Source organism: Plantibacter sp. CFBP 8798 (genome assembly GCF_014841195.1).
In the GTDB taxonomy this organism is placed as follows: Bacteria; Actinomycetota; Actinomycetes; order Actinomycetales; family Microbacteriaceae; genus Plantibacter; species Plantibacter auratus.
Genome location: NZ_JACYTS010000002.1, coordinates 256,367 through 282,013, shown reverse-complemented (window position 1 = coordinate 282,013; position 25,647 = coordinate 256,367). Strand labels below are relative to the sequence as shown.

Here is a 25,647-nt window from a genome sequence, read left to right as displayed (position 1 = left end):
GTGACGGACGAGTTCCGCCGCGGAGTCCGACTCGGGATCGATGTCGGGAAGGCCAGGGTCGGGGTCGCGAGAAGCGATCCCGACGGCCTGTTGGCCACGCCGGTGGAGACGGTCCCAAGGGACCTCGGGGGCGATGCCGACATCCGGGCGATCGCGGTCATCGCCGAAGAACTCGGCGCGGTGGAGCTCGTCGTCGGTCTCCCGATCGCCCTGTCGGGGAAGGACACGGCGTCCACGCAGGACGCCCGGGAGTTCGCGGCCCGGCTCAGATCGATCACCGGTGTCCCGGCCCGTCTCGTCGACGAGCGCCTGACGACGGTGACCGCCCACAGCGCCTTGCGCTCCGCTGGGAAACGACAGAAGCAGACCCGCTCGATTGTCGATCAGGTGGCGGCCGTCATACTCTTGCAGTACGCCCTCGACGCCGAACGCGGTTCGGGGCGACCCCCCGGAAGCCCCGTCGACCCGTGAACAGGACGTGCCTGTGTCGAATCTGACACCTCAGAACAACCCAGCAGACGATCCGCTCGCCGACCTCTTCACGTCCGAACGGAACGCCGCGGGGGAGCAGCCGGTGCCACTGTCCCGACGCGAGGCACGTCAGCAGCGTGAGGCCGCGGAAGCCGCCTCGACGCCGTCCGAGCCCGTCGAGGAAGACGCCACGAGCGACACGGCCGAACCGGCCCCGACCGCTGCGTCGTCGGCCGACCCCACGACGGCGTCGTCGGGCGACTCCAGTGTCAGCGAGCCTGCCGCGAGCGACACACCCCTGAGCGGGCCGACCTCACGTGCGCCCGAGTCGGACGACACCGATTCCTCAGCGTCCCGGGCCAGGACCACGACCATCCCAGCGTTCGAGGACCTGCTCGCCGAGGACGACACGGCGAACGACAGTGGGCCGCAGCCGATCCATCGGGGGCGCCGTCGTGCGCTGGCCGGTGGGGAACCGCCGAAGCGCCGACGTGGCCGACGCGGACTCATCGCACTCATCGTGTCGATCGTCGTCGTCGGGGGTCTCGTCGCGTGCGCCGCGGTCGTGTGGACGAGTTACGAGCCGCAGATCCGCAAGGTCCTCGGCTGGGAGGAACCGAACGACTACGAGGGTGCCGGCAGCGGCGAGGCCGTCGTCATGGTCAACGAGGGCGACATCGGCGAGGACATCGCGACGAGCCTGCACGACGCGGGGGTCACGAAGTCGTTCGACGCCTTCTACGACCTCCTCCTCGCCCAGCCCACCCAGCCGGAGTTCTTCCCGGGCGCCTACAAGCTGAAGCTCAAGATGAGCGCCGAATCCGCCCTTGCCGCCCTGACCGATGAGGCGAACCGCATGGAGGACACCTTCGTCATCCCCGAGGGCACCGCTGAGCAGGACGCCCTGCCGTCGATCGCGGAGGGCACCGGCATCCCGCTGGAGGAACTCCAGGCGGCGGCCGCCGACGTCGCGTCCTTCGGCCTCCCCGCCGAGGCGACCTCGCTCGAGGGGTTCCTCTTCCCGGCGACCTACAGCCTCCCCGACGGCGGCGATGCGCACGCGGTCCTCCAGACCCTCGTCAACCGGTCGTTCCAGGCGCTCGACGACGCCGGGGTGAAGCCCGAGGACCGTTGGAAGACCATCGTCCTGGCCTCGCTCATCCAGAAGGAGGCCGGCCTCCGCGACGACTACTACAAGGTGTCGCGGGTCTTCCTCAACCGGCTGGACCCGGCCCAGTGGGAGAGCGGTCTGCTGCAGTCCGACGCCACGGTCGCGTACGGGACGGGCAACACCCACCGGGTGTCGACCACGGACGCCGAGCGCGCCGACGCCTCGAACCCGTACAACACCTACGTCCACCCGGGCATGGTCGTGCGACCGATCTCGAACCCGGGCGACCTCGCGATCGACGCCGCGCTGCACCCGGCCGACGGACCCTGGCTCTACTTCGTCACCTGGAACCTCGACTCCGGCGAGACGATCTTCTCCACCACCCAGGAGGAGCACGAGGCCGCGGTCGACAAGTGGCTGTCCTGGATGGACGAGCACCCCGAGTACCAGTAGCGGGAGCGTGGCGCACATGAGTGGAACAGGGGCGGGTCACGGCGAGGACGGACAGCCGCGGCTCGCCGTGCTCGGCGCGCCCATCGCCCACTCCAAGTCCCCGGCACTGCACGAGGCCGCCTACCGGGCGCTCGGGCTCGACTGGGACTACGGTCGCCACGAACTCGAGGCGGCCGACCTCTCGGCCTTCCTCGACGACCTCGGCTCGGACTGGCGGGGGCTCTCACTGACCATGCCCCTGAAGCATCGCGCGCTCGAGCTGGCCGACGTGGCCGACCGCGCTGCAACCGAGACCGGGGCGGTCAACACGCTGCGTCTCCGCCGAGCCGAGGATGGATCCCGTCGGATCGAGGGGTTCAACACCGACGTCGGCGGCATCGTCCGCGCGATCGGGGCGGCCGGCGTCGACGCGATCGCCTCCGCTGTCGTCCTGGGCGGGGGAGCGACGGCGTCCTCGGCGATCATGGCCGCGGCGGACCTCGGTGCCGAGCACGTCCACGTGGCGCTCCGACGACCGGCCCAGGCGCGACCGCTCGAGGACCTCGCCGGCCGGCTGGGGCTGCGGTTCGCCTCAGGGCCGCTCGACGGTGAGACGCCTGACGCACCACTCGTGATCAGCACCCTTCCCGGCGGCGCCCTCACCGAACCGGGTCCGGTCCTGTCCCATGCTCCAGGCGCGCTCCTCCTCGACGTCGCGTACGACCCGTGGCCGAGTGTGCTCGCGGAGGCGTGGTCGGAGGCCGGCGGGTCAGTCCTCAGCGGACTGTCCATGCTCGTGCACCAGGCGTTGCTCCAGGTCCGGATCTTCGTCCTCGGCGATCCGCTCCTGCCGCTCGAGGACGAGACGACGGTGCTCCGGGCGATGCTCGACACGGTCCACCTCGATCACACCGGGGCGCCGGTCGCCTCGCACTGACCGCGCCTGACGCATCCGTCGCCCACTTGCACACCCGCCGGGCCGTCGACCGAAGGCGCACGGTCGCGTCCCGGCTCTATGGAAGGATAGGACCATGCTTCGTTGGCTCACTGCCGGAGAGTCTCACGGCCCGGAACTCATCGCCGTCCTCGAGGGACTCCCGTCCGGCGTCCCCATCTCCATGGACGGCGTCCGCGCCGACCTCGCCCGACGGAAGCTCGGCTACGGCCGAGGATCCCGCATGAAGTTCGAGGAGGACGAGCTCAACCTGTCCGGCGGCGTCCGCCACGGCTTCTCCATGGGCAGCCCGATCGCGATCCGCATCGGCAACACGGAATGGCCGAAGTGGGCCGAGGTCATGAGCCCCGAGCCGACCGAGATCTCCGACAAGTCGCGTGGCCGCAGCGCCGCGCTCACCCGCCCGCGTCCCGGGCACGCCGACCTGACGGGCATGCAGAAGTACGGTTTCGACGAGGCGCGTCCCGTGCTCGAACGCGCCAGCGCACGCGAGACCGCTGCGCGAGTGGCCCTGGGTGCCGTCGCGCGCTCCTTCCTCGGCGAGCTGGGCATCACCCTGGTCAGCCACACGCTGTCGATCGGGCCCGTGCGCGTTCCCGAAGACAGCCCGCTGCCGGTCCCGGCCGACGTCGACGCGCTCGACGCCGATCCGCTGCGCTGCTTCGACAAGGCGACCTCGGAGCGCATGGTCGCCGAGGTCGATGCGGCCAAGAAGGACGGCGACACCCTTGGCGGCATCGTCGAGGTCCTGGCCTACGGACTCCCACCGGGACTCGGCTCCTACGTCCACTGGGACCGCCGACTCGACGCACGGCTCGCAGCAGCGCTCATGGGCATCCAGGCCATCAAGGGTGTGGAGGTCGGCGACGGCTTCCTCACGACGACGCGTCGCGGTTCCGCGGCCCACGACGAGCTCGTCCAGGAGAGCGACGGCATCGCACGACAGAGCGACCGCGCCGGCGGCACCGAGGGCGGCATGACCACCGGCACCGTCCTCCGTGTCCGCGCCGGCATGAAGCCGATCGCGACCGTCCCGCACTCGCTCCGCACCGTCGACGTCGCGACGAGCGAGGCCGCCACCGCACACCACCAGCGCTCGGACGTCTGCGCGGTCCCGGCCTCCGGTGTCGTGGCCGAGGCGATGGTGGCCCTGGTCCTCGCCGAAGCGGTCCTCGAGAAGTTCGGTGGCGACTCCGTCCCCGAGACGAAGCGCAACCTCGACGGGTACCTGGCAGCGATCCCGTCCAACCTGCGCACGCGAGGCGACCACGCCTCCAGCGCCGATGCCTGAGCAGGCCGCCGATCTCCGACTCCCCGTCGTCCTCATCGGACCGATGGGGTCGGGGAAGAGCCGGGTCGGCAAGCAGTTGGCGAAGCGGCTGGGCCTGCCGTTCGTCGACACCGACAGCGTCGTGTCCGGCGAGCACGGCGCGATCGCGCGCATCTTCGAGCAACACGGCGAGGCGCACTTCCGCGCCCTGGAGCGGGCGGCGGTCGCCGCCGCGCTCGAGCAGCCGGCGATCGTGTCGCTCGGCGGGGGAGCGGTCCTCGACGAGGACACGCAGCGTGATCTCGCCGACGCACGCGTCGTGCTGCTGACGGTCACCGAGGAGGCCGTGCTGGCACGGGCCAACCTCGACAAGCGTCCACTGCTCCGCGACGACCCCGGCGCGTGGTCGCGCATCGCCGCCGCCCGGCGTCCCGTGTACGAACGACTCGCGGATGTCACCTTCGACACCTCGCACCGACCCATCTCAGGCATCGTCGACGAGCTCGTCGCCTGGGTGAAGGAGCCTGCATGAGCACCGAACCGACCACCCCGACCGAGCGGACCGTCATCGAGGTGACGGGATCCTCCCCGTACCCCATCACGATCGGGAGAGGGCTGGAGGACGTGCTCGTCGACGCCCTCGGGACCGGCGTGCAGCGGGTCCTCATCGTCCACCCGGCGACGCTGGGCGAGAAGGCGGCCAAGCTGCGCGAGACCCTGAGCGACCGGTACCAGGTACTGCTCGCCGAGGTGCCGGACGCCGAGGCCGGGAAACGGGTCGAGGTCGCCGCGTTCTGCTGGGGAGTCCTCGGGCAGGCCGACTTCACGCGCTCCGACGCGGTCATCGGGTTCGGCGGTGGCGCGGTCACCGACCTCGCCGGCTTCGTCGCCGCCACCTGGCTGCGCGGCGTCCGGCTCGTGCAGGTCCCCACAACGGTCCTCGGCATGGTCGACGCGGCCGTGGGCGGCAAGACGGGCATCAACACCGCGGAAGGCAAGAACCTCGTCGGCGCCTTCTACGCCCCGGCCGCCGTCGTCTGCGATCTCGACACGCTCGAAACCCTCCCGAAGAACGAGATCCTCGCCGGGTTCGCCGAGGTGGCCAAGGCCGGGTTCATCCGCTACCCGGAGATCCTCGACCTCATCGAGGCCGACGTCGACGCCGCGACCGACCCCGACACGCCCGCCTTCCGCCGCTGCATCGAGCTCGCGATCCGGATGAAGGCCGACGTCGTCAGCGAGGACTTCACCGAGCAGGGCCTCCGCGAGATCCTCAACTACGGGCACACGCTGGGGCACGCCATCGAGCACGCCGAGCGGTACCAGTGGCGACACGGTGCCGCGGTGGCGATCGGCATGATGTACGTCGCCGAGCTGTCCCGCCTCGCCGGCCGACTGTCGGACGAGGCCGTCGACCGCCACCGTCGCGTCCTGGAGCTCCTCAGCCTGCCGATCGCCTATCCGGTGGGTCGCTGGAACACCCTGCTCGCGACGATGCAGCGCGACAAGAAGACGCGTGGTTCGATGTTGCGGTTCATCGTGCTCGACGACCTCGCCAAGCCGACGGTCCTCCAGGGGCCCGAGACCTCGCTGCTCTTCGCCGCCTACCAGGAGATCGGCTCCTGACCGACGCCGGCGCGCTCCGCGAGCGCTCGTCCCGAACGGATACCCTCGACTCATGACCACCGTGCTCGTCCTCAACGGACCGAACCTCGGACGCCTCGGCAGCCGTGAACCCGACGTCTACGGCTCGGCCGACCTCGATGCGCTGCGCACCGTGCTCGAGACCGACGCTGGCGACGGGACGCGGATCGACCTGCGTCAGACGGACGACGAAGGCGAGCTGATCGGCTGGCTCCACGAGGCCGTCGACTCCGGGACGTCCGTGATCCTGAACCCCGCGGCGTTCACCCACTACAGCTACGGGCTCCGCGACGCGGCGGCCATGGTCACGAAGGCGGGCCTCCTGCTCGTCGAGGTGCACCTCTCGAATCCGCATGCCCGCGAGGCGTTCCGTCACACGAGCGTGATCTCCGGTGTCGCGACCGGCGTGATCGCCGGTTTCGGCTTCGACTCGTACCGCCTCGCCCTCGACCTCGTGGTCCGCCGCAGCACCGAGTGACGTGCGGGCGCCCTGGTCCGCCACGGGCGCGTTGGTCACGGGTCCTCGCAGCGGTTACACTCGTTCGTTGGGTCGTATCCGGCCGCACACTTTCCACGAACGGACATTCTCGCGCATGGCTTCTACCGCTGACATCAAGAACGGCATCGTCCTGAACATCGACGGGCAGCTCTGGACGGTGATCGAGTTCCAGCACGTCAAGCCGGGCAAGGGTGGCGCGTTCGTCCGCACCAAGATGAAGAACATCATGACCGGCAAGGTCGTCGACAAGACGTACAACGCCGGCACGAAGATCGACGTCGAGAACGTCGACCGCCGCGACTTCACCTACTTGTACGCGGACGGCGACTCCTTCGTCTTCATGGACAAGAGCGACTACGACCAGATCACCATCCCCGCCGTCGTCGTGGGCGACACCAAGAACTTCCTCCTCGAGAACCAGGACGTCACGGTCGCCCTCAACAACGGCAACCCGCTGTACGTCGAGCTCCCCGCGTCGGTCATCCTCGAGGTCACCTACACGGAACCCGGGCTCCAGGGCGACCGGTCGACCGGTGGCACGAAGCCGGCGACCGTCGAGACCGGCTACGAGATCCAGGTCCCGCTCTTCCTCGAGACCGGCACCAAGGTCAAGGTCGACACCCGCACGGGTGACTACCTCGGTCGCGTCAACGAGTGAGCGCTCGCACCAAGGCGCGCAAGCGCGCCCTCGATCTGCTCTACCAGGCCGACGTCCGTCAGCAGACCCTCGCTGAAGTCCTGTCCGCGGAAGCCTCTCGCGCCGTCAGCGAGCCCGACCGCCAGGCCTCGTGGTTGTACGCGAGAGAGATCGTCGACGGCGTCGGTGACCACGCCGAGGAGATCGACGAACAGATCGAGACGTACGCGCAGGGCTGGACGCTCGCGCGGATGCCCACGGTCGACCGGGCCATCCTGCGCATCGCGATCTGGGAGATCCTGTTCAACGACGAGGTGCCGCACGGCGTGGCTATCGACGAAGCGGTCGAGGCGGCCAAGACGCTGTCGACCGACGACTCGGCCGGCTTCATCAACGGCCTGCTCGGCAAGATCTCGCAGATCAACCCGCGGTGACGATGAGCGACGAGACCGGCCCGGCCCTGCCGCTGAAGCGCGTGCACCACATCGCGATCATCGCCAGCGACTACGAGGCCTCCAAGCGCTTCTACACCTCGGTGCTCGGCTGCGAGCTGCTCACCGAGGTGTACCGGGCCGAGCGCGACTCCTGGATGGGCGACCTCGCCCTGAACGGTGAGTACCTCATCGAGTTGTTCTCCTTCCCGGACCCGCCGGCACGCGCATCCGGACCCGAAGCGCTCGGACTGCGGCACCTCGCCTTCGCGGTCGACGACGTGGACGCCGGCCACGCCCGTCTGGTGGAGCTGGGGGTCCGCGTCGAAGACGTCCGGATCGACCCGCACACCTCGCGCAAGATGCTGTTCTTCTTCGATCCCGACGGCCTCCCGTTGGAGCTCTACGAGGCCTGATCCGACTGCTAGGCTCGGGTGTTGACCAAGACAACCTTTAAGACCGTCCAGAGAGGCGGAGAAGGGAGTCGGCGATGAGCGCACGTACCGTGCTGCACGAAGCTGACATCGCGCGGGCGTTGACTCGGATCTCCCACGAGATCCTCGAGTCCAACCGCGGAGCAGACGACCTCGTGATCCTGGGCATCCCGACGCGCGGGGTCATCCTCGCGAAGCGGATCGCCGCCACGATCTCCTCGATCTCGGGCGCGACCATCGTCTCGGGTGCACTCGACGTCACGATGTACCGCGACGACCTGGCGAAGCACCCGACCCGTGCACCGCAGCCCACGACGCTGCCGCCACAGGGGATCGACGGGCGCACGGTCGTCCTCGTCGACGACGTCCTGTACTCGGGACGCACGATCCGCGCCGCCCTCGACGCCCTGACCGACCTGGGCCGCCCGCGCGTCGTGCGGCTCGCCGCGCTCGTCGACCGCGGGCACCGCGAGCTCCCGATCCGACCCGACTTCGTGGGGAAGAACCTGCCCTCCTCGCAGGCGGAGCGCATCTTCGTCCGGCTCACCGAGTTCGACGGCGACGACTCCGTGACGATCGAGGGGAGCGGCGAATGAGACACCTGCTGTCGACGAAGACCCTCACCCGCGACGAGGCGATCGAGATCCTCGACGTCGCGGAGGACATGGCCGAAACGCAGTTCCGTGAGGTCCGCAAGCTCCCGACCCTCCGTGGGAAGACGGTCGTCAACCTCTTCTTCGAGGACTCGACCCGCACGCGCATCTCGTTCGAGGCTGCCGCGAAACGGCTGTCCGCAGACGTCATCACCTTCAGCGCCAAGGGGTCGAGCGTCTCGAAGGGTGAAAGCCTGAAGGACACCGCACAGACCCTCGCCGCGATGCACGCCGACGCCGTCGTGATCCGACACTCCGCGTCCGGAGCGCCGCAGACCCTCGCCGACAGCGGCTGGATCGACGCCGGCATCCTGAACGCGGGGGACGGGACGCACGAGCACCCGACGCAGGCCCTCCTGGACGCGTTCACCATGCGCAAGCGCCTCCACGGCGAGCGGTCCCGCGGTCGCGCGCTCGACGGGGTGGCGGTGACGATCGTCGGCGACATCCTGCATTCCCGGGTCGCCCGCTCGAACGTCTGGCTGCTCGACACGCTCGGCGCCGAGGTCACCCTCGTCGCCCCGCCGACACTGCTTCCGGTGGACCTCGGCCCCTGGCCGGCAACCGTCCGCTACGACCTGGACGACGCGATCGCCCAGCGTCCCGACGTGCTGATGATGCTCCGGATCCAGTCCGAACGCATGCACGCCGCCTTTTTCCCGAACAGCCGGGAGTATTCCAGGCGCTGGGGGCTCGACGACGAGCGGCTCGCCCGCCTCGATCCGGCTAGCATTATCATGCACCCCGGGCCGATGAACCGCGGTCTGGAGATCTCGTCCGGGGCAGCCGATTCACCCCGGTCCACCGTCCTCGAACAGGTCGCCAACGGGGTGTCGGTCCGGATGGCCGCGTTGTACCTGCTGCTGTCCGGCGATCGAGAGGAATCCACCCGTGTCTGAGCCCACTTCGAACCACGACGTCACCCTGATCACCGGAGCGACGCTCGCCGACGGGACACGCACCGACCTCCTTCTGCGCGACGGACGGATCGCGGAACGCGGCTCCGGGCTGAGCGTCGTCGGCGCGACCGTCGTCGACGCGGACGGCCTCCTCGCGCTGCCCGGGCTCGTCGACCTCCACACGCATCTCCGGGAACCCGGGTTCGAGCAGAGCGAGACGGTGCTCACCGGCACGCGTGCCGCAGCCGCCGGCGGCTTCACCGCGGTGTTCGCGATGGCCAACACCTCGCCGGTGGCCGACACGGCCGGGGTCGTCGAGCAGGAGCAGTCGCTCGGTGAGCGCGCCGGCTACGCCACGGTGCAGCCGATCGGTGCCGTGACGGTCGGACTCGCCGGGGAACGACTCGCCGAACTCGGCGCCATGGCCTCCTCACGCGCCAAGGTCCGGGTCTTCTCGGACGACGGCCTCTGCGTGTCAGACCCGCTGCTCATGCGTCGCGCGCTGGAGTACGTGAAGGCCTTCGACGGCGTGATCGCCCAGCACGCGCAGGAGCCCCGACTCACTGTCGGTGCGCAAATGAACGAGGGCGCACTCTCCGGCGAGCTCGGTCTCACCGGATGGCCGGCTGTCGCTGAGGAGTCGATCATCGCCCGCGACGTGCTCCTCGCCGAGCACGTGGGTTCCCGCCTCCACATCTGCCACGTCTCGACGGCCGGTTCCGTCGACGTCATCCGCTGGGCGAAGGCCCGGGGCATCCCCGTCACGGCCGAGGTCACGCCGCACCACCTGCTGCTCACGGAGGAGCTGGTGGCGAGCTACGACGCCCGGTACAAGGTGAACCCGCCCCTGCGACGGGCGGAGGACGTCCAGGCGCTGCGCGAGGCCCTCGCGGACGGCACGATCGACATCGTCGCGACGGACCACGCACCGCACCCGGTCGAGGCCAAGGACTGCGAGTGGGACGCCGCCGCGAACGGCATGGTGGGCCTCGAGTCCGCCCTCTCCGTCGTGCACGCGTCGATGGTCGCGACCGGGCTCCTGGACTGGAACGACGTCGCCCGGGTGCTCTCGGCGACGCCGGCGAGGATCGGACGGATCACCGGGCAGGGGGCTTCGATCGAGGCCGGTGCTCCGGCGGAGGTCGTGCTCTACGACACCGCCGCCACCCGTCCGTTCGGCACGGCCGACCTGGCCGGCAAGGGCGTGAACTCGCCCTACCTCGGCCTGGAGCTGCCCGGCCGCGTCGTCGCCACCTTCCACCGGGGCTACGCGACCGTCCTGGACGGCGCCGTGCTCCCGACGGAGCAGGTCGCGGCCGCAGCACGCCGTGCCGCGCGATCCGCGGAGGTCGAGCACTGATGGACGGGCGGATCCTCGCGGCCGTCCTCGTCGCCCTCGTCCTCCTCGGCATCCTCGCCCTCATGGCCTTCGCCTGGCGACGCCGCGTCGCGCGCGACGCCCAGGTCGGTCCCCTCGCGGAGCTCCCCGACCCGCGGCCGGTCCCGTCACTGACGGTCGAGGTCCTCTACGTCGCGACGTCGAAGCACGACCAGCCGCTCGAACGGCTTGCGTTGCAGGGACTGCGCTACCGATCCCGGGTCACGCTCGAGCTCGGTGCCGCCGGAGTCGTCGTCGACGTCCCGGGGGAGCGGCCGACGTTCATCCCGGCGACGAGCATCGTCGGCGTCGACCAGACCAACCTCACGATCGACCGGGTCGTCGAGCCGGGCGGGCTCATCCGCCTGAGCTGGCGCCCCGTCCCGACGGTGATCGCGGACAGCACCTTCCGCGTCCTCGAGCAGGCGGACCGCGCCCGCATCATCGACACCGTCACGAGCCTCATCCCCGCCGCGGACGCCGGACTCCGGCCGACCGGCACCCCAGACACCGTCGCCGACATCACCTCGGCCGACGACTCCACCCCACCGCCTCACGAGAGGGCTTGACCATGACCTCCTTCACCCCACCCAGTCCAGCGGTACTCGTCCTCGAGGACGGCAACCGCTACGTCGGGCACGCCTACGGCGCGACCGGCCGCACGCTCGGCGAGGTCGTCTTCGCCACCGGCATGACCGGCTACCAGGAGACGCTGACCGACCCGTCCTACGCCGGACAGATCGTCCTGATGACCGCGCCGCACATCGGCAACACCGGCGTCAACCGCGAGGACATGGAGTCCGCCCGCGTCTGGGTCGCCGGATACGTGGTGCGTGACGCGTCGCGCGTCGTCTCGAACTTCCGAGCGGACCGCTCGCTCGACGACGAACTGGTCCAGGACGGCGTCGTGGGCATCAGCGGCATCGACACCCGCGCGGTGACCCGGCACATCCGTTCCGCCGGTTCCATGCGCGGCGGCGTGTTCTCCGGCGAGGACTTCGAGTTGTCCGGCGCCGAGCAGCTCAGTCTCGTCCGGGCCGGCGCGCAGATGGCCGGTCTGAACCTGTCGAGCCAGGTCTCCACGACCGAGCAGTACACCGTGCCGGCGGTGGGCGAGCGCGTCGGTTCCGTCGCGGTCCTCGACCTCGGCGTCAAGACGTCGACGCTCAACCACCTCGCCGCTCGCGGCTTCGACGTCGTGGTGCTGCCGCAGTCGGTGACCTCGGCCGAGGTCCTCGCGCTCGAGCCGTCCGCCCTGTTCTTCTCCAACGGCCCCGGTGACCCGGCTGCGAGCGACGCGCACGTCGCCCTCCTGCAGGACGTGCTCCGCGCGGGCGTGCCGTACTTCGGCATCTGCTTCGGCAACCAGCTGCTCGGCCGCGCGCTCGGCTTCGAGACCTACAAGCTGCCGTTCGGTCACCGCGGGATCAACCAGCCGGTCCTCGACAAGGCGACCGGCCGGGTGGAGATCACCTCGCAGAACCACGGCTTCGCGGTCGACCTGCCGATCGAGGGCCGTCACGAGACGCCCGCCGGGTTCGGCCTCGCCGAAGTCAGCCACTACAGCCTGAACGACGAGGTCGTCGAGGGCATCAACTGCATCGACATCCCCGCGTTCTCGGTCCAGTACCACCCCGAGTCCGCCTCGGGTCCGCACGACGCGGTCTACCTGTTCGACCGGTTCCGCGACCTCGTGACCGGCCACGCCACCACTTCCAGCACCAAGGAGAACAACTAGTGCCCAAGCGCGACGACATCAACAGCGTCCTCGTCATCGGCTCCGGGCCGATCGTCATCGGGCAGGCCGCCGAATTCGACTACTCGGGCACCCAGGCGTGCCGTGTGCTGCGCGAGGAGGGCGTCCGCGTCATCCTCGTCAACTCGAACCCGGCGACCATCATGACCGACCCCGACTTCGCCGACGCGACCTACGTCGAGCCGATCACCTGGCAGGTCATCGAGACGATCATCGCGAAGGAGAAGCCCGACGCGATCCTGCCGACCCTCGGCGGCCAGACGGCGTTGAACGCCGCGATCCAGCTGCACGAGCACGGCATCCTCGAGAAGTACGACGTCGAGCTCATCGGCGCGAACTTCGAGGCGATCAACAAGGGCGAGGACCGCCAGATCTTCAAGCAGCTCGTGCTCGACGCTGGCGCGGACGTGGCCCGCTCCTACATCGCCCACACGGTCGAGGAGGCCGTCGGCTACGCCGAGGACCTCGGCTACCCGCTGGTCGTCCGCCCCTCGTTCACCATGGGCGGCCTCGGCTCGGGCTTCGCGTACACCGAGACGGAGCTCCGCCGGATCGTCGGCGACGGCCTCCACCAGAGCCCGACCACCGAGGTGCTCCTCGAGGAGTCGATCCTCGGCTGGAAGGAGTACGAGCTCGAGCTCATGCGCGACACGGCCGACAACACCGTCGTCGTCTGCTCGATCGAGAACGTCGACCCGGTCGGCGTGCACACCGGGGACTCCATCACGGTGGCCCCCGCCCTGACGCTGACGGACCGCGAGTACCAGAAGCTCCGCGACATCGGTATCGACATCATCCGCGCGGTCGGCGTCGACACCGGCGGCTGCAACATCCAGTTCGCGGTCGACCCGGCCGACGGCCGCATCATCGTCATCGAGATGAACCCGCGCGTCTCCCGCTCGAGTGCCCTCGCCTCGAAGGCGACCGGCTTCCCGATCGCGAAGATCGCGGCGAAGCTGGCCATCGGGTACCGTCTCGACGAGATCCCGAACGACATCACGAAGGTCACGCCCGCAAGCTTCGAGCCCACGCTCGACTACGTCGTCGTCAAGGTCCCGCGCTTCGCGTTCGAGAAGTTCCCCGCCGCCGACCCGACGCTCACGACCACCATGAAGTCGGTGGGTGAGGCGATGGCCATCGGACGCAACTACGCCACCGCCCTGCAGAAGGCGCTGCGGTCGCTCGAGAAGCGCGGTTCCAGCTTCCACTGGGGCGACGAGTCCCGCAGCGTCGAGGAACTGCTCGAGGTCATGAAGACCCCGACCGACGGCCGCATCGTCGTCGTGCAGCAGGCGCTCCGCCAGGGTGCCACCGCAGAGCAGGTCTTCGAGGCCACCAAGATCGACCCGTGGTTCATCGATCAGATCGTCCTGATCAATGACGTCGCCGACTGGATCGCCGCGGCGGAACGCCTCGACACCGAGGTGCTCCGTACCGCGAAGAACCACGGCTTCTCGGATGCGCAGATCGGTCAGCTGCGCGGGTTCGGCGAGCAGGAGGTGCGCGAGGTCCGGCACATCCTGGGAGTCCGCCCGGTCTACAAGACGGTCGACACGTGCGCCGGCGAGTTCCCGGCCCTCACCCCGTACCACTACTCGAGCTACGACACGGAGACCGAGGTGGTCGCGAGCGACCGCCGCAAGGTGGTCATCCTCGGGTCCGGCCCGAACCGCATCGGCCAGGGCATCGAGTTCGACTACTCCTGCGTGCACGCGTCCTTCGCGCTGCAGGCCGCCGGCTTCGAGACCATCATGATCAACTGCAACCCGGAGACGGTCTCCACGGACTACGACACGAGCGACCGACTCTACTTCGAGCCGCTCACGCTCGAGGACGTCCTCGAGGTCATCCACGCCGAGAGCGAGTCGGGCGAACTCGTCGGTGTCGTCGTCCAGCTCGGTGGACAGACGGCGCTCGGGCTTGCGAAGGGGCTCGAGGCCGCAGGCGTCCCGATCCTCGGCACCACGCCGACCGCCATCGACCTCGCCGAGGAGCGCGGCCAGTTCCAGGAGATCCTGGACGCCGCCGGCCTCGTCGCACCGAAGAACGGCACCGCGGTGGAGATCGAGGGTGCGCTGCGCGTCGCCGAGGAGATCGGTTACCCGGTCCTCGTCCGCCCGAGCTTCGTGCTCGGCGGACGCGGCATGGAGATCATCTACGACAGCGCCTCGCTCACGGACTACTTCGTGCGCATCGAGGACCAGGGCATCGTTGGCCCGGCCCAGCCGCTGCTCGTCGACCACTTCCTCGACGACGCGATCGAGATCGACGTCGACGCCCTGTTCGACGGCGAGGAGCTCTACATCGGTGGCGTCATGGAGCACATCGAGGAGGCCGGTATCCACTCGGGCGACTCGAGCTGCACCCTCCCGCCCGTCTCGCTCGGTCGCGCCGAGATCGACCGCGTGCGGAACGCGACGCTCGCGATCGCCCAGGGGATCGGCGTGCGTGGTCTCCTGAACGTCCAGTTCGCGATCGGCGCCGGCATCCTCTACGTCATCGAGGCGAACCCGCGTGCGTCCCGCACCGTGCCGTTCGTGTCGAAGGCGCTCGGCATCCCGCTGGCGAAGGCCGCATCACTCATCATGACCGGTGCGACGGTCGCCGAGCTCAAGGACTCGGGGCTCCTGCCCCCGGTCGACGGCTCCCGCGTGCCGATCGACTCTCCGGTGTCGGTCAAGGAGGCTGTGCTGCCCTTCAAGCGCTTCCGCACGAAGGACGGCCAGATCGTCGACAGTGTGCTCGGCCCGGAGATGCGCTCCACCGGCGAGGTGATGGGCATCGACAAGGACTTCCCGCGCGCGTTCGCGAAGAGCCAGGAGGCGGCCTACGGCGGCCTGCCGTCGAGCGGAACGGTGTTCGTGTCGGTCTCCGACCGCGACAAGCGTTCGATCATCCTGCCGGTGCTGCGCCTCCAACAGCTCGGGTTCGACATCCTCGCGACCGACGGCACGGCCGAGGTACTGAACCGGAACGGCATCAGTGCCCGGACGGTGCGCAAGTACAGCGAGACCACGGCCGCGGGCGAGGACGACTCGATCGTCGACCTGATCAACCGCGACGAGGTCGACATGGTCATCAACACCCCGAGTGGCCGGTCGGCTCGCGCGGACGGCTACGAGATCCGCGCGGCTGCTGTCGCGGCCGACAAGCCGCTTTTCACGACGATCGCGCAGCTCACCGCAGCGGTCGGCTCCTTCGAGGCACTCGGCGGGGGCTTCGAGGTCCGCTCGCTCCAGGAGTACGCACTCGATCGGGCTGCGCGCTCGTGACGGCTTCCTTCGGAACCCGACTGGACGAGGTCTTCGTCCGGTCGGGCCGACTCTGCGTCGGCATCGATCCGCACCGCTTCCTGCTCGAGGCGTGGGGGCTGCCCGACACCGCCGCCGGCGCGGGGGCCTTTGGCCTCGCCGTCGTCGAGGCCGCAGCCGGTCGCGCCGGGATCGTCAAGCCGCAGGTGGCGTTCTTCGAACGGTTCGGGTCGGCCGGGTACATCGCCCTCGAAGGGGTCCTCGCCGCGGCACGCGACGCCGGGCTCCTCGTGATCGGCGACGCCAAGCGCGGCGAGATCGGGACGAGCATGGAGGGCTATGCCGAAGCGTGGCTGACCCCCGGTTCACCGCTGGAGGTCGACGCCCTCACCGTGAACCCCTATCTCGGCTTCGGCTCACTGCAGCCGGTACTCGAGCTCGCCGAGCAGCACGGCAAGGGCGTGTTCGTGCTGACGGCGACCTCGAACCCGGAGGGTCGCGACGTCCAGCTCGCCGAGGACAGGGCCGGCCTCACCGTCGCGGCGTCGATGCTCGAGGAGATCGACCACTGGAACGCACGGCACCACCCCGGGGCTACCGGTTCGATCGGTGCGGTCATCGGAGCCACGCTCCGTCTCGAGGAGTTCGGCCTGACGGAGGTACCGCCGACGACCACGCTCCCGATCCTGGCACCCGGGTTCGGCCACCAGGGGGCCTCGGTCGCCGACCTCGGATCCATCTACGGCGACCTCGCGCCGGGCGTCATCGTCTCCGAGTCCCGGAGCATCCTCGCGGCTGGACCCTCGGGGATCGCGGACGCCGTCGAACGTTCCGTCGCAGCCGTGAGGAGCGCCCGTGGTTGACCAGGAGCAGGACCAGCCCAGTAGGAACATGCCGGAGGTCGACCGGGCCGCCGCCTCACGTGAGGCCGTTCGCAAACGCCGCGCGCGTGCGACCGTCAAGGCGTCCATCGCCTCCGGTGCCCGCACCCCCTTGGAGGTACTCGACGCTGCGACCGCCGATCCGGACGGTATCGAGGGCGGCATCCGCATCACCGAGTACCTCCTCAGCATCCCGAGTGTCGGCGTCACCAAGCTCGGGCGCATCCTCGAATCGCTCGGCATCTCCTCGGTGAAGCGCCTCGGCGGTCTCGGGCGGTTGCAGCGGGATCGCCTCCGCGCCTTCATCGCCGAGCGCTACCCGGGGAACGCGCGCAGCCGACTCGTCGTGCTCGCCGGCCCGACGGCCGTCGGCAAGGGGACGGTGGCCGCGTACATCCGCGACCACTACCCGGAGGTGCACCTCTCCGTCTCGGCCACGACGCGCAAGCCCCGACCGGGGGAACAGCACGAGGTGAACTACTACTTCGTGACCGACGACGAATTCGACGGCCTCATCGAGGGCGACCGCCTGCTCGAGCACGCCACGGTCCACAACGCGTACCGCTACGGCACGCCACGCGAGCCGATCGAGCGTGCGCTCGCGGCCGGCGACAGCGCGTTGCTCGAGATCGACATCCAGGGTGCCCGGCAGGTCCGGGAGGCGATGCCGGAGGCGACCCTGGTGTTCCTGCTGCCCCCGAGCTGGGACGAACTGGTCCGTCGACTGGTCGGACGAGGCACCGAGGACGAGGAGGAACGGGAGCGCCGACTGCGCACCGCGAAGGTCGAACTGGCCGCCGCGGACGAGTTCGACCACCGTGTCGTCAACGACGACGTGGCCCGGGCGGCCCAAGAGGTCGTAGACTTGATGAAGATTCACGGGGATTGACGTCCGACGCGCACCCCGCATCGATCCGATCTTCCCCGAACACAACCACACGAGGAGTGTGAACCTGCATGGCTGACAAGCTCAAGGGCATCATCGATCCGCCCATCGACTCCCTGCTCACCAAGGTCGAGTCCAAGTACGCACTCGTGATCTTCGCGTCCAAGCGCGCGCGCCAGATCAACGACTACTACGCCGACCTCCACGAGGGCAGCCTGTTCGACAACGTCGGGCCGCTGGTCGACTCGTCCGTCGAGGACAAGCCGCTCTCGATCGCGATGCACGAGATCAACGAGGACAAGCTCCAGATCAAGCCGATCGCCGAATAACCGCTTCACCACGACGAATCCGCCGGGCGCCAGACGACCGGCGGATTCGTCGTGTCGGGCCCGTTCCCACCACCGCGACGCCTTGCGTCACGGACGGACGACGTGTCCGAGGCCTCGACTAGAGTGATGAACGGTCCGGCCCCGGAACACCGCGACGGCCGATCCCTCCACCATCGCACCACCACTTCCGACGGGAGACCGCATGACCGAGCTGCGCCTGTTCACCTCCGAATCCGTGACCGAGGGGCATCCCGACAAGATCTGCGACCAGATCTCGGACAGCATCCTCGACGCGCTCCTCGAGGTGGATCCGCGCAGTCGAGTCGCCGTCGAGACGCTCGTCACCACCGGTCTCGTCCATGTCGCCGGTGAGGTCTCCACGAGCGGCTACGTCGACATCCCGACGATCGTCCGCGAGCGCATCCGGTCCATCGGCTACACCTCGTCCGACATCGGATTCGACGGCGACTCCTGCGGCGTGAGCGTGTCGATCGGCTCGCAGTCCGCCGACATCGCCGCCGGAGTCGACCATGCCTTCGAATCCCGCGAACAGTCCAGTGTCGACGCCTACGACCTCCAGGGCGCCGGCGACCAGGGCATCATGTTCGGGTTCGCGACCACCGAGACGCCGCAATACATGCCGCTGCCCAGCTGGATCGCACACCGTCTCGCGGAGCGACTCGCCGAGGTCCGCAAGTCCGGCCAGCTCGACTACCTGCGCCCGGACGGCAAGACCCAGGTCACCATCGGATACGACGGCTTCCTCCCGAAGACTGTGGAGACGGTCGTGGTCTCCACGCAACACAATCCGGGTGTCTCCACGGAGCAGCTGCGTCGCGACGTCCAGCGTCACGTCATCGAACCGGTCCTCGCGACGGTCGAACTCGACAGCTCGAACGTGACGCACCTGATCAACCCGACCGGCATCTTCGTCGTCGGTGGCCCGATGGGCGACGCGGGGCTCACCGGACGCAAGATCATCATCGACACCTACGGCGGAGCGGCTCGACACGGCGGTGGAGCCTTCAGCGGGAAGGACCCGTCGAAGGTGGACCGCTCGGCCGCATACGCCATGCGCTGGGTGGCGAAGAACGCGGTCGCCGCCGGATTCGCCGAACGTCTCGAGGTGCAGGTCGCCTACGCCATCGGCAAGGCCGCGCCGGTCGGGCTCTACGTCGAGACCTTCGGGACGGCCCATGTGCCGGAGGCGGACATCACGCGCGCGATCCGCGACGTCTTCGATCTCCGTCCGGCCGCGATCATCGCCGACCTCGACCTCATCCGCCCCATCTACGCCGCAACGGCGGCGTACGGGCACTTCGGCCGCGAGCTCCCCGACTTCACGTGGGAGCGTCTCGACCGGGTGGAGGCGTTGCGGTCAGCAGCCGGGCTGTAGCCGTGGTCGGCGCGAGGGTCGCCAGGGTGGTACTCGACTCCCCGTTGCCACAGCTCGACCATCTGTTCGACTACGCCATTCCCGACGAGCTGGCCGATGACGCCGTGCTCGGCGCGCGCGTCTCGGTCCCGTTGCGCTCGGCCGGGCGGTCGGCGAACGGGTTCATCGTGGACCTCGCCGACTCGAGCGAGTTCGGCGGGGCGCTCAGCCCGCTGAGCTCGGTCGTGTCGTCGGTACCGGTCCTGACCCCGACCCTGTGGACGCTCGCTCGCCGTGTCGCGGATCGCAGCGCCGGCAGCGCGATGGACGTCCTGCGTCTCGCGATCCCGCCGCGACAGGTCCGGGTGGAGAAGACCTGGGCCGCCGCGGCCCCGCCGGAGCCTCCGTCGGTCGAGCGGCGCACCGTCCCGGGGTTCGCCCCCGGCTCCCTCGACCGGCTCGCGCCGGGGGAGCGGTACGCGATCAGCGCGATCCCCACCCTGACCGCGACGAGCGCGGGCGTCTGGCTCCCGGACTGGTCCTTCACGCTGGCGGCTCTCGCCGTGAACCAGCTGGCCGAGGGCAGAAGCGCGATCCTGTGCGTCCCCGACTACCGGGACGTCGAACACCTCCTTGCGGCGCTCGACGACCTCGGTGTCGGTGCCGCGGTCGCGAGGGCCGACGCCAAGCAGACCCCCGCTGCTCGCTACCGCTCCTACCTGGACGGACTGCATCCGGTGCCGCGGATCGTCGTCGGCAACCGGTCGGCCGTCTATGCACCGGCGCACGACCTCGGACTCATCGCCCTCTGGGACGACGGCGACGCCCTCCATCAGGAGCAGCTCGCCCCCTATGTGCACGCCCGCGACGTCGCGTTGACCCGGCAGGAGATGAGCGGATCCGCCCTTGTCTTCGCCGCGCATTCGCGCAGTACCGAGACGCAGCGACTCGTCGAACTCGGCTGGCTGCACGAGGTCGCACCCACCCCGCCGATACGACCGAGAGTCGTCGTGTCCCGGGCCAGCGGCGACGACGCCATGACGAGCCAGGCGAGGATCCCGTCGAGCGCGTGGCGCGCGGTCGACGAGGCATTGCATCACGGACCCGTGCTGGTCCAGGTCGCGCGGCCGGGGTACGCGCCGCACCTCGCCTGTCGACGGTGCGGGACGAGGGCCCACTGCTCGGTGTGCCACGGTCCACTCCAACTCGCCACAGCCCGTTCGCAGCCCTCCTGCCGTTGGTGCGGTCACCTCGCGGCTGGGTGGTCGTGCGAGACCTGTCACGACACCGCGTTCCGCGTCACGGCCGCCGGCACCGGCCGGACCGCCGAGGAACTGGGCCGGGCGTTCCCCCGGTACCGGGTCGTGGTGTCGGACGGAGACGCCCCCAAGTTCGAGGTCGGCCCGGAGCCGGCGCTGGTGATCGCGACCCGAGGCGCGGAGCCCGTCGCCGCGGGCGGCTATGCCGCCGTCCTCCTGGTCGACGGCGACCGCATGCTGGCGCGGGAGTCGCTCCGCGTCGCCGAGGACTGCCTGCGGTGGTGGTCGAACGCCGCAGCTCTGGCCGCTCCACGCGCGCCGGTGCTCCTGATCGGCGTCGAGGCCCCCGTGGCGAACGCCTTCGCCCTCTGGCAGCAACCGCGGTTCGCGAGTGAGGAACTCGCCGAGCGCAGAGAGCTCGGGTTCCCTCCCGCGGTCCGGAGCGCGACCCTCACCGGCACCCGCGACGCCGTCGACGCCGCTCTCGCCGCACTGCCCGCCGAGTACCGGAGCCGCGTGCTCGGCCCGACCGTCGACGAAGCGGGCGACAGCGTCGCGATCCTGCGGGTCGACTACGGCCACGCCAGGGCGGTCGCCGAGCAGTTGCGCGCGACCGTCGTCGCGCAGGCGGCGAAGCGTCGACGGCCGACCCCCGGCAGGCGGGCGCCGAAAGCCCCGCCTACACTCAGAGTACGATTCGACGATCCGGAGATGCTGTCATGATCCACCCCGTCCACGAAGTCCGAACCGCATGAGGCTGGTCTTCGCCGGCACCCCCGCCGTCGCCGTCCCGACGCTCGACGCCCTCGTCTCGGCCGGGCACGAGATCGCGGCCGTCGTGACTCGACCCGACGCCCCGCTCGGCCGCAAGCGGGTCCTGACCCCGTCGCCGGTGGCAGCGGCCGCCGAACGGCTCGGGCTCCCGGTCATCCGCGCTGCACGTCTCGACGACGACGCGACCGCGCGGATCGTCGCGCTCCGTGCGGAACTCGGCGTGATCGTCGCGTACGGCGGACTCGTCCGCGAACCCCTCCTGTCCGCGCCGGCACACGGTTGGATCAATCTGCACTTCTCATTGCTGCCGTCCTGGCGCGGCGCGGCTCCCGTCCAGCGGTCCGTGATGGCCGGAGACGCGGTCACCGGTGCATCGGTCTTCCAGCTCGTGCCGGCTCTCGACGCCGGAGACGTCTTCGCGACGGTGGAGACGCCGATCGGCGAGGGCGAGACCTCGGGGGAGCTCCTCGACCGCCTCGCCGAGCTCGGCGCACCGCTCACCGCGGAGGTCGTCGCCGCCATCGGCGCCGGCACCGCGGTCGCGGTCCCGCAGCGGGGCGAGGTGTCGCTCGCGCCGAAGCTCGACGGCCAGGACGGTCGGATCGTCTGGGACCGCCCCGTCGCCGACGTGTGGTCGCAGATCCGCGGGGTGACCCCCGAGCCGGGCGCGTTCACCCTCCTCGACGAGTCACGGCTGAAGGTGCACCGTGCCGTCCCCGCGACGACCATGCCGACGGACCCACCGGCGCCCGGGACGATCGCGTCCATCGACGGCCTCGTCCTGGTCGGCACGGCGGACACACCGTTGCAACTGCTGCAGGTGCAGCCGGCCGGGCGCACGGCGATGCCCGCCGCCGACTGGTGGCGCGGCGCGTCCGCTGGAACCGATCGGCTGGTCACCGCGTGAGCGGCCAGCAGCCCGAGGGCCAGCGACGCCGCGACCGACGGCCCCGCGACGAGGAACCCCGACGCGGACGCCAGCGTCCCACGCGTCCGCGTGACTCGGCGACCGTGCAGCCGGCACGCCGAGTGGCCTTCGACGTCATCCACGCCGTCAGCACCTCGGACGCCTACGCGAACCTCCTCCTGCCACACCGGCTGGCCGAGGCGAAGTTGAGTCCGGCGGACGCCGGCCTCGCGACCGAGCTGACGTACGGCACCCTTCGCCGACGCGGGTACTACGACCGCGTCATCGCGCACGCGGCGAAGCGTCCCGTGACCGAGATCGACGACGCGATCCTCGACGTCCTGCGGCTCGGTGCCCATCAGCTGCTCTCCATGCGCGTCGCAGGCCACGCCGCCGTGAACGAGTCCGTCGAACTCGCCCGGTCCGCCGGTTCGCGGTCGGCGGCCGGCTTCACCAACGGTGTCCTCCGCACCATCTCGCGGACCGAACCCGCCGAGTGGGAGCGGATCCTGCTGGGTGAGGTCACGAACGACACCGATCGCCTGGCAGTGAGCACCGCCCACCCGTCGTGGGTCGTTCGGGCCATCAGGCAGGCGCTCGACCTGCAGGACCGCGGCGACGAACTCGAGGAGGCGCTGGCCGCGGACAACCTCGCCCCGCAGGTGAACCTCATCGCGCTCCCGGGGCTCGCCGACCGGCCTGAGGACGCCGAGCCGAACCGCTTCTCCCCATACGGCTTCCGCAACCCCGGCGGCGACCCGGTCCAGCTCGTCGGGACCGGCGGCGGCCGCCTCCGCGTCCAGGACGAGGGCTCGCAGCTCGCCGCGCTCGCGCTGACGCGGGCGGTACCGGTGCGGCCCGGCGAGCGATGGCTCGACCTGTGCGCGGGCCCGGGTGGCAAGGCGGCACTCCTGGCCGCCGAGGCTCTCGCCGGGGAGGCACGCCTCGATGCGAACGAACTGGTCCCTGCGAGGGCCCGTCTCGTGGAACGCGCCCTCGCAGGTGTCCCGCTCGAGGTGTCGGTCTCGACCGCCGACGGCACGAAGCTCGCTGCGGAGCATCCCGGGAGCTACGACCGAATCCTCCTCGACGCCCCGTGCACCGGGCTCGGCGCGCTGCGACGACGACCGGAGGCGCGGTGGCGGAAGACCCCGAAGGACGTCTCCGAACTCACCCGACTGCAGGGCTCACTGCTCGACGCCGCCATCACCGCGCTCGCTCCCGGCGGGATCGTGGCGTACGTGACGTGTTCGCCGCACGTCGGCGAGACGGCACTGATCGTGGAGAGCGCGCTGCGAGCCCACCCCGGGATGGAGCGACTCGACACCTCCGCGGTGCTCGACCAGGTCACGACCGAACCGCTCGACGCCGCGGCGCCCGGTGGCGCGGTCCAGCTCTGGCCGCACCGCCAGGGCACCGACGCCATGTACATCGCGCTGCTCCGCAAACCCGCGGAGTCGGCCGGACCCGCTGTCGATCGATAGGCTCGAGCACATGTCCGCGCGCATCAACCCGAGCATCCTGTCCGCCGATTTCGTGAACCTCCAGGCCGACCTGGAGCGGATCGCGAGCGCCGACCTCGTCCACGTCGACGTCATGGACAACCATTTCGTCCCGAACCTCACCTTCGGTCCGCAGATGGTCGGTCGCATCCAGGACGTGTCTCCGGTCCCGCTCGACGTCCACCTCATGATCTCGGACGTCGATCGATGGGCTCCCGGCTACGCCGAGCTCGGGGCGTTCTCGGTGACGTTCCACGCCGAGGCCACCGGCGACCCCGTCGCCCTCGCCAGACGCCTGCGTTCCATCGGGGCGCGTGCCGGGATCGCGGTGAAGCCCGGCACACCCATCGAGCCGTACCTGGAACTCCTGCCGGAGTTCGACCAAGTGCTCGTCATGACGGTCGAACCGGGGTTCGGCGGACAGTCGTTCATGCCGGAGACCATGCCGAAGCTGCAGGCGCTGTCAGCCGAGGTCGCACGCACCGGTCTCGACGTCTGGCTCCAGGTCGACGGTGGGATCTCCGCGGACACGATCGGGATCGCGGCCGCCGCCGGTGCCGACACCTTCGTCGCTGGGTCGGCCGTCTACAGCGGTTCCGATCCGGCCTCGAACATCGCGCTGCTCCGGGCCGCCGCCGAGGCGTCGACGCACACCCACTGACGCAGCGGGCCGGTCCAGCGCGTCCGCGGTGCGCGCCGCCGCCCGGAACCGGTACCCTGGAGCACGTGAAAACCTTCGACGAGCTGTTCGACGAGCTGCGCCTGAAGGCCGAGACCCGGCCGGAGGGTTCCGGCACCGTCCGCGAACTGGACACGGGTGTGCACGGCATCGGGAAGAAGATCGTCGAGGAGGCCGCCGAGGTCTGGATGGCGGCCGAGTACCAGAGCGACACCGAGACGGCCGAGGAGATCTCCCAGCTGCTCTACCACGTGCAGGTGATGATGGTGGCGAAGGGGCTCACCCCCGCCGACGTCTACCGACATCTGTAGGAGCACGTCGCGGCGCATCCGCCGCGCCTCCTGATCACCCTGTCGAGACACCATCGCACAACACGAAAGTCACCCCATGCTGAGAGTCGCCGTGCCCAACAAGGGCTCGCTGTCCGAGACCGCCGTCGAGATGCTGCAGGAGGCCGGCTACGCGACCCGTCGCGACACCAAGGAGCTCCACGTCGTCGACGCACGGAACGACGTCGAGTTCTTCTACCTCCGTCCGCGCGACATCGCGACCTACGTCGGTTCCGGCGCCCTCGACATCGGCATCACGGGGCGCGATCTGCTCCTGGACTCGCACTCCGCCGCGACTGAACTCGCCGAGCTGGGCTTCGGCGGGTCGACGTTCCGCTTCGCCGGTCCGGCCGACGAGTTCTCCGAGCTCTCCGATCTCGCGGGTAAGACGGTCGCCACCAGCTACCCCGGCCTCGTCGGCAACTTCCTCCGCGACGCCGAAGTGGATGCGACGCTCGTCCACCTCGACGGTGCGGTCGAGTCGGCCGTCCAGCTCGGGGTCGCGGACGCGGTGGCCGACGTCGTGTCCACCGGCACCACCCTTCGGAAGGCCGGCCTCGGCATCTTCGGCCCGGTGATCCTCGACTCCACCGCCGTGCTCATCGCGTCGCCGGAGACGAAGCCCACCACGGCCACGCTCATCCGCCGACTGCAGGGCGTGCTCGTCGCGCGGCAGTACGTGCTCGTCGACTACGACCTCCCGGTCCGGCTGCTCGAGCAGGCGACCGCCGTCGCCGGTGGCATCGAGTCGCCGACGGTCTCGCCGCTCCGCGATCCCGAGTGGGTGGCGGTCCGGGTCATGATCCCTCGCGGCGACGCGAACGACGTCATGGACCGCCTCTACGAGCTCGGCGCACGCGCCATCCTCGTCACGGCCATCCACGCCGCCCGACTCTGAGTCGCCC

General features: G+C 70.0%; 25 protein-coding genes and 1 pseudogene. All 26 read left to right on the top strand.

The annotated features are described in order from the left end of the window. Window positions 1-471: a Holliday junction resolvase RuvX gene (gene ruvX, locus IFU30_RS08415; RefSeq protein WP_079705923.1), complete on the top strand. Its 471-nt coding sequence runs from the start codon at window positions 1-3 to the stop codon at window positions 469-471. Between the two features lie 13 nt (window positions 472-484). Further along, window positions 485-2,035 (top strand): endolytic transglycosylase MltG, encoded by a 1,551-nt coding sequence (gene mltG, locus IFU30_RS08410; protein ID WP_236555458.1) that lies wholly within the window; start codon window positions 485-487, stop codon window positions 2,033-2,035. A gap of 16 nt (window positions 2,036-2,051) precedes the next feature. After that, window positions 2,052-2,951, top strand: coding sequence for a shikimate dehydrogenase (locus tag IFU30_RS08405; RefSeq protein ID WP_192004911.1), 900 nt, complete (start codon window positions 2,052-2,054; stop codon window positions 2,949-2,951). A 94-nt stretch (window positions 2,952-3,045) separates the two neighbouring features. Then, the gene (gene aroC, locus IFU30_RS08400) at window positions 3,046-4,260 is read left to right on the top strand and encodes a chorismate synthase (RefSeq protein ID WP_064293830.1); all 1,215 of its coding nucleotides are present in this window, start codon (window positions 3,046-3,048) and stop codon (window positions 4,258-4,260) included. Beyond that, window positions 4,253-4,771, top strand: coding sequence for a shikimate kinase (locus IFU30_RS08395; protein WP_137241684.1), 519 nt, complete (start codon window positions 4,253-4,255; stop codon window positions 4,769-4,771). The genes aroC and IFU30_RS08395 overlap by 8 nt, the downstream gene beginning before the upstream one ends. Next, window positions 4,768-5,865 (top strand): 3-dehydroquinate synthase, encoded by a 1,098-nt coding sequence (aroB, locus tag IFU30_RS08390; protein WP_192004910.1) that lies wholly within the window; start codon window positions 4,768-4,770, stop codon window positions 5,863-5,865. Before IFU30_RS08395 ends, aroB begins: the two co-directional genes overlap by 4 nt. Window positions 5,866-5,917: 52 nt before the next feature. Next, window positions 5,918-6,361: a type II 3-dehydroquinate dehydratase gene (locus IFU30_RS08385; protein WP_124769342.1), complete on the top strand. Its 444-nt coding sequence runs from the start codon at window positions 5,918-5,920 to the stop codon at window positions 6,359-6,361. Between the two features lie 115 nt (window positions 6,362-6,476). Then, the gene (gene efp, locus IFU30_RS08380) at window positions 6,477-7,040 is read left to right on the top strand and encodes an elongation factor P (RefSeq protein WP_056005785.1); all 564 of its coding nucleotides are present in this window, start codon (window positions 6,477-6,479) and stop codon (window positions 7,038-7,040) included. Continuing rightward, on the top strand, window positions 7,037-7,453 hold the full coding sequence (gene nusB / locus IFU30_RS08375; RefSeq protein ID WP_064293834.1) for a transcription antitermination factor NusB: 417 nt from the start codon (window positions 7,037-7,039) through the stop codon (window positions 7,451-7,453). The genes efp and nusB overlap by 4 nt, the downstream gene beginning before the upstream one ends. A gap of 2 nt (window positions 7,454-7,455) precedes the next feature. Further along, entirely contained in the window at window positions 7,456-7,866 is a 411-nt protein-coding gene (locus tag IFU30_RS08370) for a VOC family protein (RefSeq protein ID WP_159880285.1), read from the top strand. Between the two features lie 68 nt (window positions 7,867-7,934). Beyond that, window positions 7,935-8,480 (top strand): annotated as a pseudogene (pyrR, locus tag IFU30_RS08365) (bifunctional pyr operon transcriptional regulator/uracil phosphoribosyltransferase PyrR); the annotation flags it as partial. Next, on the top strand, window positions 8,477-9,436 hold the full coding sequence (locus tag IFU30_RS08360) for an aspartate carbamoyltransferase catalytic subunit (protein WP_192004909.1): 960 nt from the start codon (window positions 8,477-8,479) through the stop codon (window positions 9,434-9,436). The pseudogene pyrR and the gene IFU30_RS08360, both read left to right, overlap by 4 nt. Beyond that, on the top strand, window positions 9,429-10,796 hold the full coding sequence (locus IFU30_RS08355; protein WP_192004908.1) for a dihydroorotase: 1,368 nt from the start codon (window positions 9,429-9,431) through the stop codon (window positions 10,794-10,796). The genes IFU30_RS08360 and IFU30_RS08355 overlap by 8 nt, the downstream gene beginning before the upstream one ends. Continuing rightward, window positions 10,796-11,383: a PH-like domain-containing protein gene (locus IFU30_RS08350; RefSeq protein WP_124769343.1), complete on the top strand. Its 588-nt coding sequence runs from the start codon at window positions 10,796-10,798 to the stop codon at window positions 11,381-11,383. The genes IFU30_RS08355 and IFU30_RS08350 overlap by 1 nt, the downstream gene beginning before the upstream one ends. Window positions 11,384-11,385: 2 nt before the next feature. Beyond that, window positions 11,386-12,552: a glutamine-hydrolyzing carbamoyl-phosphate synthase small subunit gene (carA, locus tag IFU30_RS08345; RefSeq protein WP_085510883.1), complete on the top strand. Its 1,167-nt coding sequence runs from the start codon at window positions 11,386-11,388 to the stop codon at window positions 12,550-12,552. Next, entirely contained in the window at window positions 12,552-15,842 is a 3,291-nt protein-coding gene (carB, locus tag IFU30_RS08340) for a carbamoyl-phosphate synthase large subunit (RefSeq protein ID WP_192004907.1), read from the top strand. Before carA ends, carB begins: the two co-directional genes overlap by 1 nt. Further along, window positions 15,839-16,684: an orotidine-5'-phosphate decarboxylase gene (gene pyrF / locus IFU30_RS08335; protein WP_192004906.1), complete on the top strand. Its 846-nt coding sequence runs from the start codon at window positions 15,839-15,841 to the stop codon at window positions 16,682-16,684. The genes carB and pyrF overlap by 4 nt, the downstream gene beginning before the upstream one ends. 28 nt (window positions 16,685-16,712) lie before the next feature. Then, window positions 16,713-17,591 carry a guanylate kinase gene (gene gmk, locus IFU30_RS08330; protein ID WP_124769345.1) on the top strand — a complete coding sequence of 293 codons (879 nt, stop codon included), beginning with the start codon at window positions 16,713-16,715 and terminating at the stop codon, window positions 17,589-17,591. 68 nt (window positions 17,592-17,659) lie between these two features. Continuing rightward, the gene (gene rpoZ / locus IFU30_RS08325) at window positions 17,660-17,917 is read left to right on the top strand and encodes a DNA-directed RNA polymerase subunit omega (protein ID WP_056005756.1); all 258 of its coding nucleotides are present in this window, start codon (window positions 17,660-17,662) and stop codon (window positions 17,915-17,917) included. A 202-nt stretch (window positions 17,918-18,119) separates the two neighbouring features. Further along, window positions 18,120-19,313: a methionine adenosyltransferase gene (metK, locus tag IFU30_RS08320; RefSeq protein WP_064293843.1), complete on the top strand. Its 1,194-nt coding sequence runs from the start codon at window positions 18,120-18,122 to the stop codon at window positions 19,311-19,313. 26 nt (window positions 19,314-19,339) lie between these two features. Next, window positions 19,340-21,274, top strand: coding sequence for a primosomal protein N' (locus tag IFU30_RS08315; protein WP_342450829.1), 1,935 nt, complete (start codon window positions 19,340-19,342; stop codon window positions 21,272-21,274). A 28-nt stretch (window positions 21,275-21,302) separates the two neighbouring features. Continuing rightward, a complete protein-coding gene (gene fmt, locus IFU30_RS08310; RefSeq protein ID WP_192004904.1) occupies window positions 21,303-22,232 on the top strand; it encodes a methionyl-tRNA formyltransferase in 930 nt (309 codons plus the stop codon). Next, entirely contained in the window at window positions 22,229-23,716 is a 1,488-nt protein-coding gene (locus IFU30_RS08305; RefSeq protein ID WP_411558384.1) for an RsmB/NOP family class I SAM-dependent RNA methyltransferase, read from the top strand. Before fmt ends, IFU30_RS08305 begins: the two co-directional genes overlap by 4 nt. Before the next feature lie 10 nt (window positions 23,717-23,726). After that, the gene (gene rpe, locus IFU30_RS08300; protein ID WP_079705936.1) at window positions 23,727-24,395 is read left to right on the top strand and encodes a ribulose-phosphate 3-epimerase; all 669 of its coding nucleotides are present in this window, start codon (window positions 23,727-23,729) and stop codon (window positions 24,393-24,395) included. Between the two features lie 65 nt (window positions 24,396-24,460). Continuing rightward, window positions 24,461-24,724: a phosphoribosyl-ATP diphosphatase gene (locus IFU30_RS08295; RefSeq protein ID WP_064293847.1), complete on the top strand. Its 264-nt coding sequence runs from the start codon at window positions 24,461-24,463 to the stop codon at window positions 24,722-24,724. Window positions 24,725-24,800: 76 nt separating this feature from the next. Further along, complete coding sequence (hisG, locus tag IFU30_RS08290; protein ID WP_192004903.1) at window positions 24,801-25,640, top strand: ATP phosphoribosyltransferase; 840 nt, start codon at window positions 24,801-24,803, stop codon at window positions 25,638-25,640. Window positions 25,641-25,647: the final 7 nt, after the last annotated feature.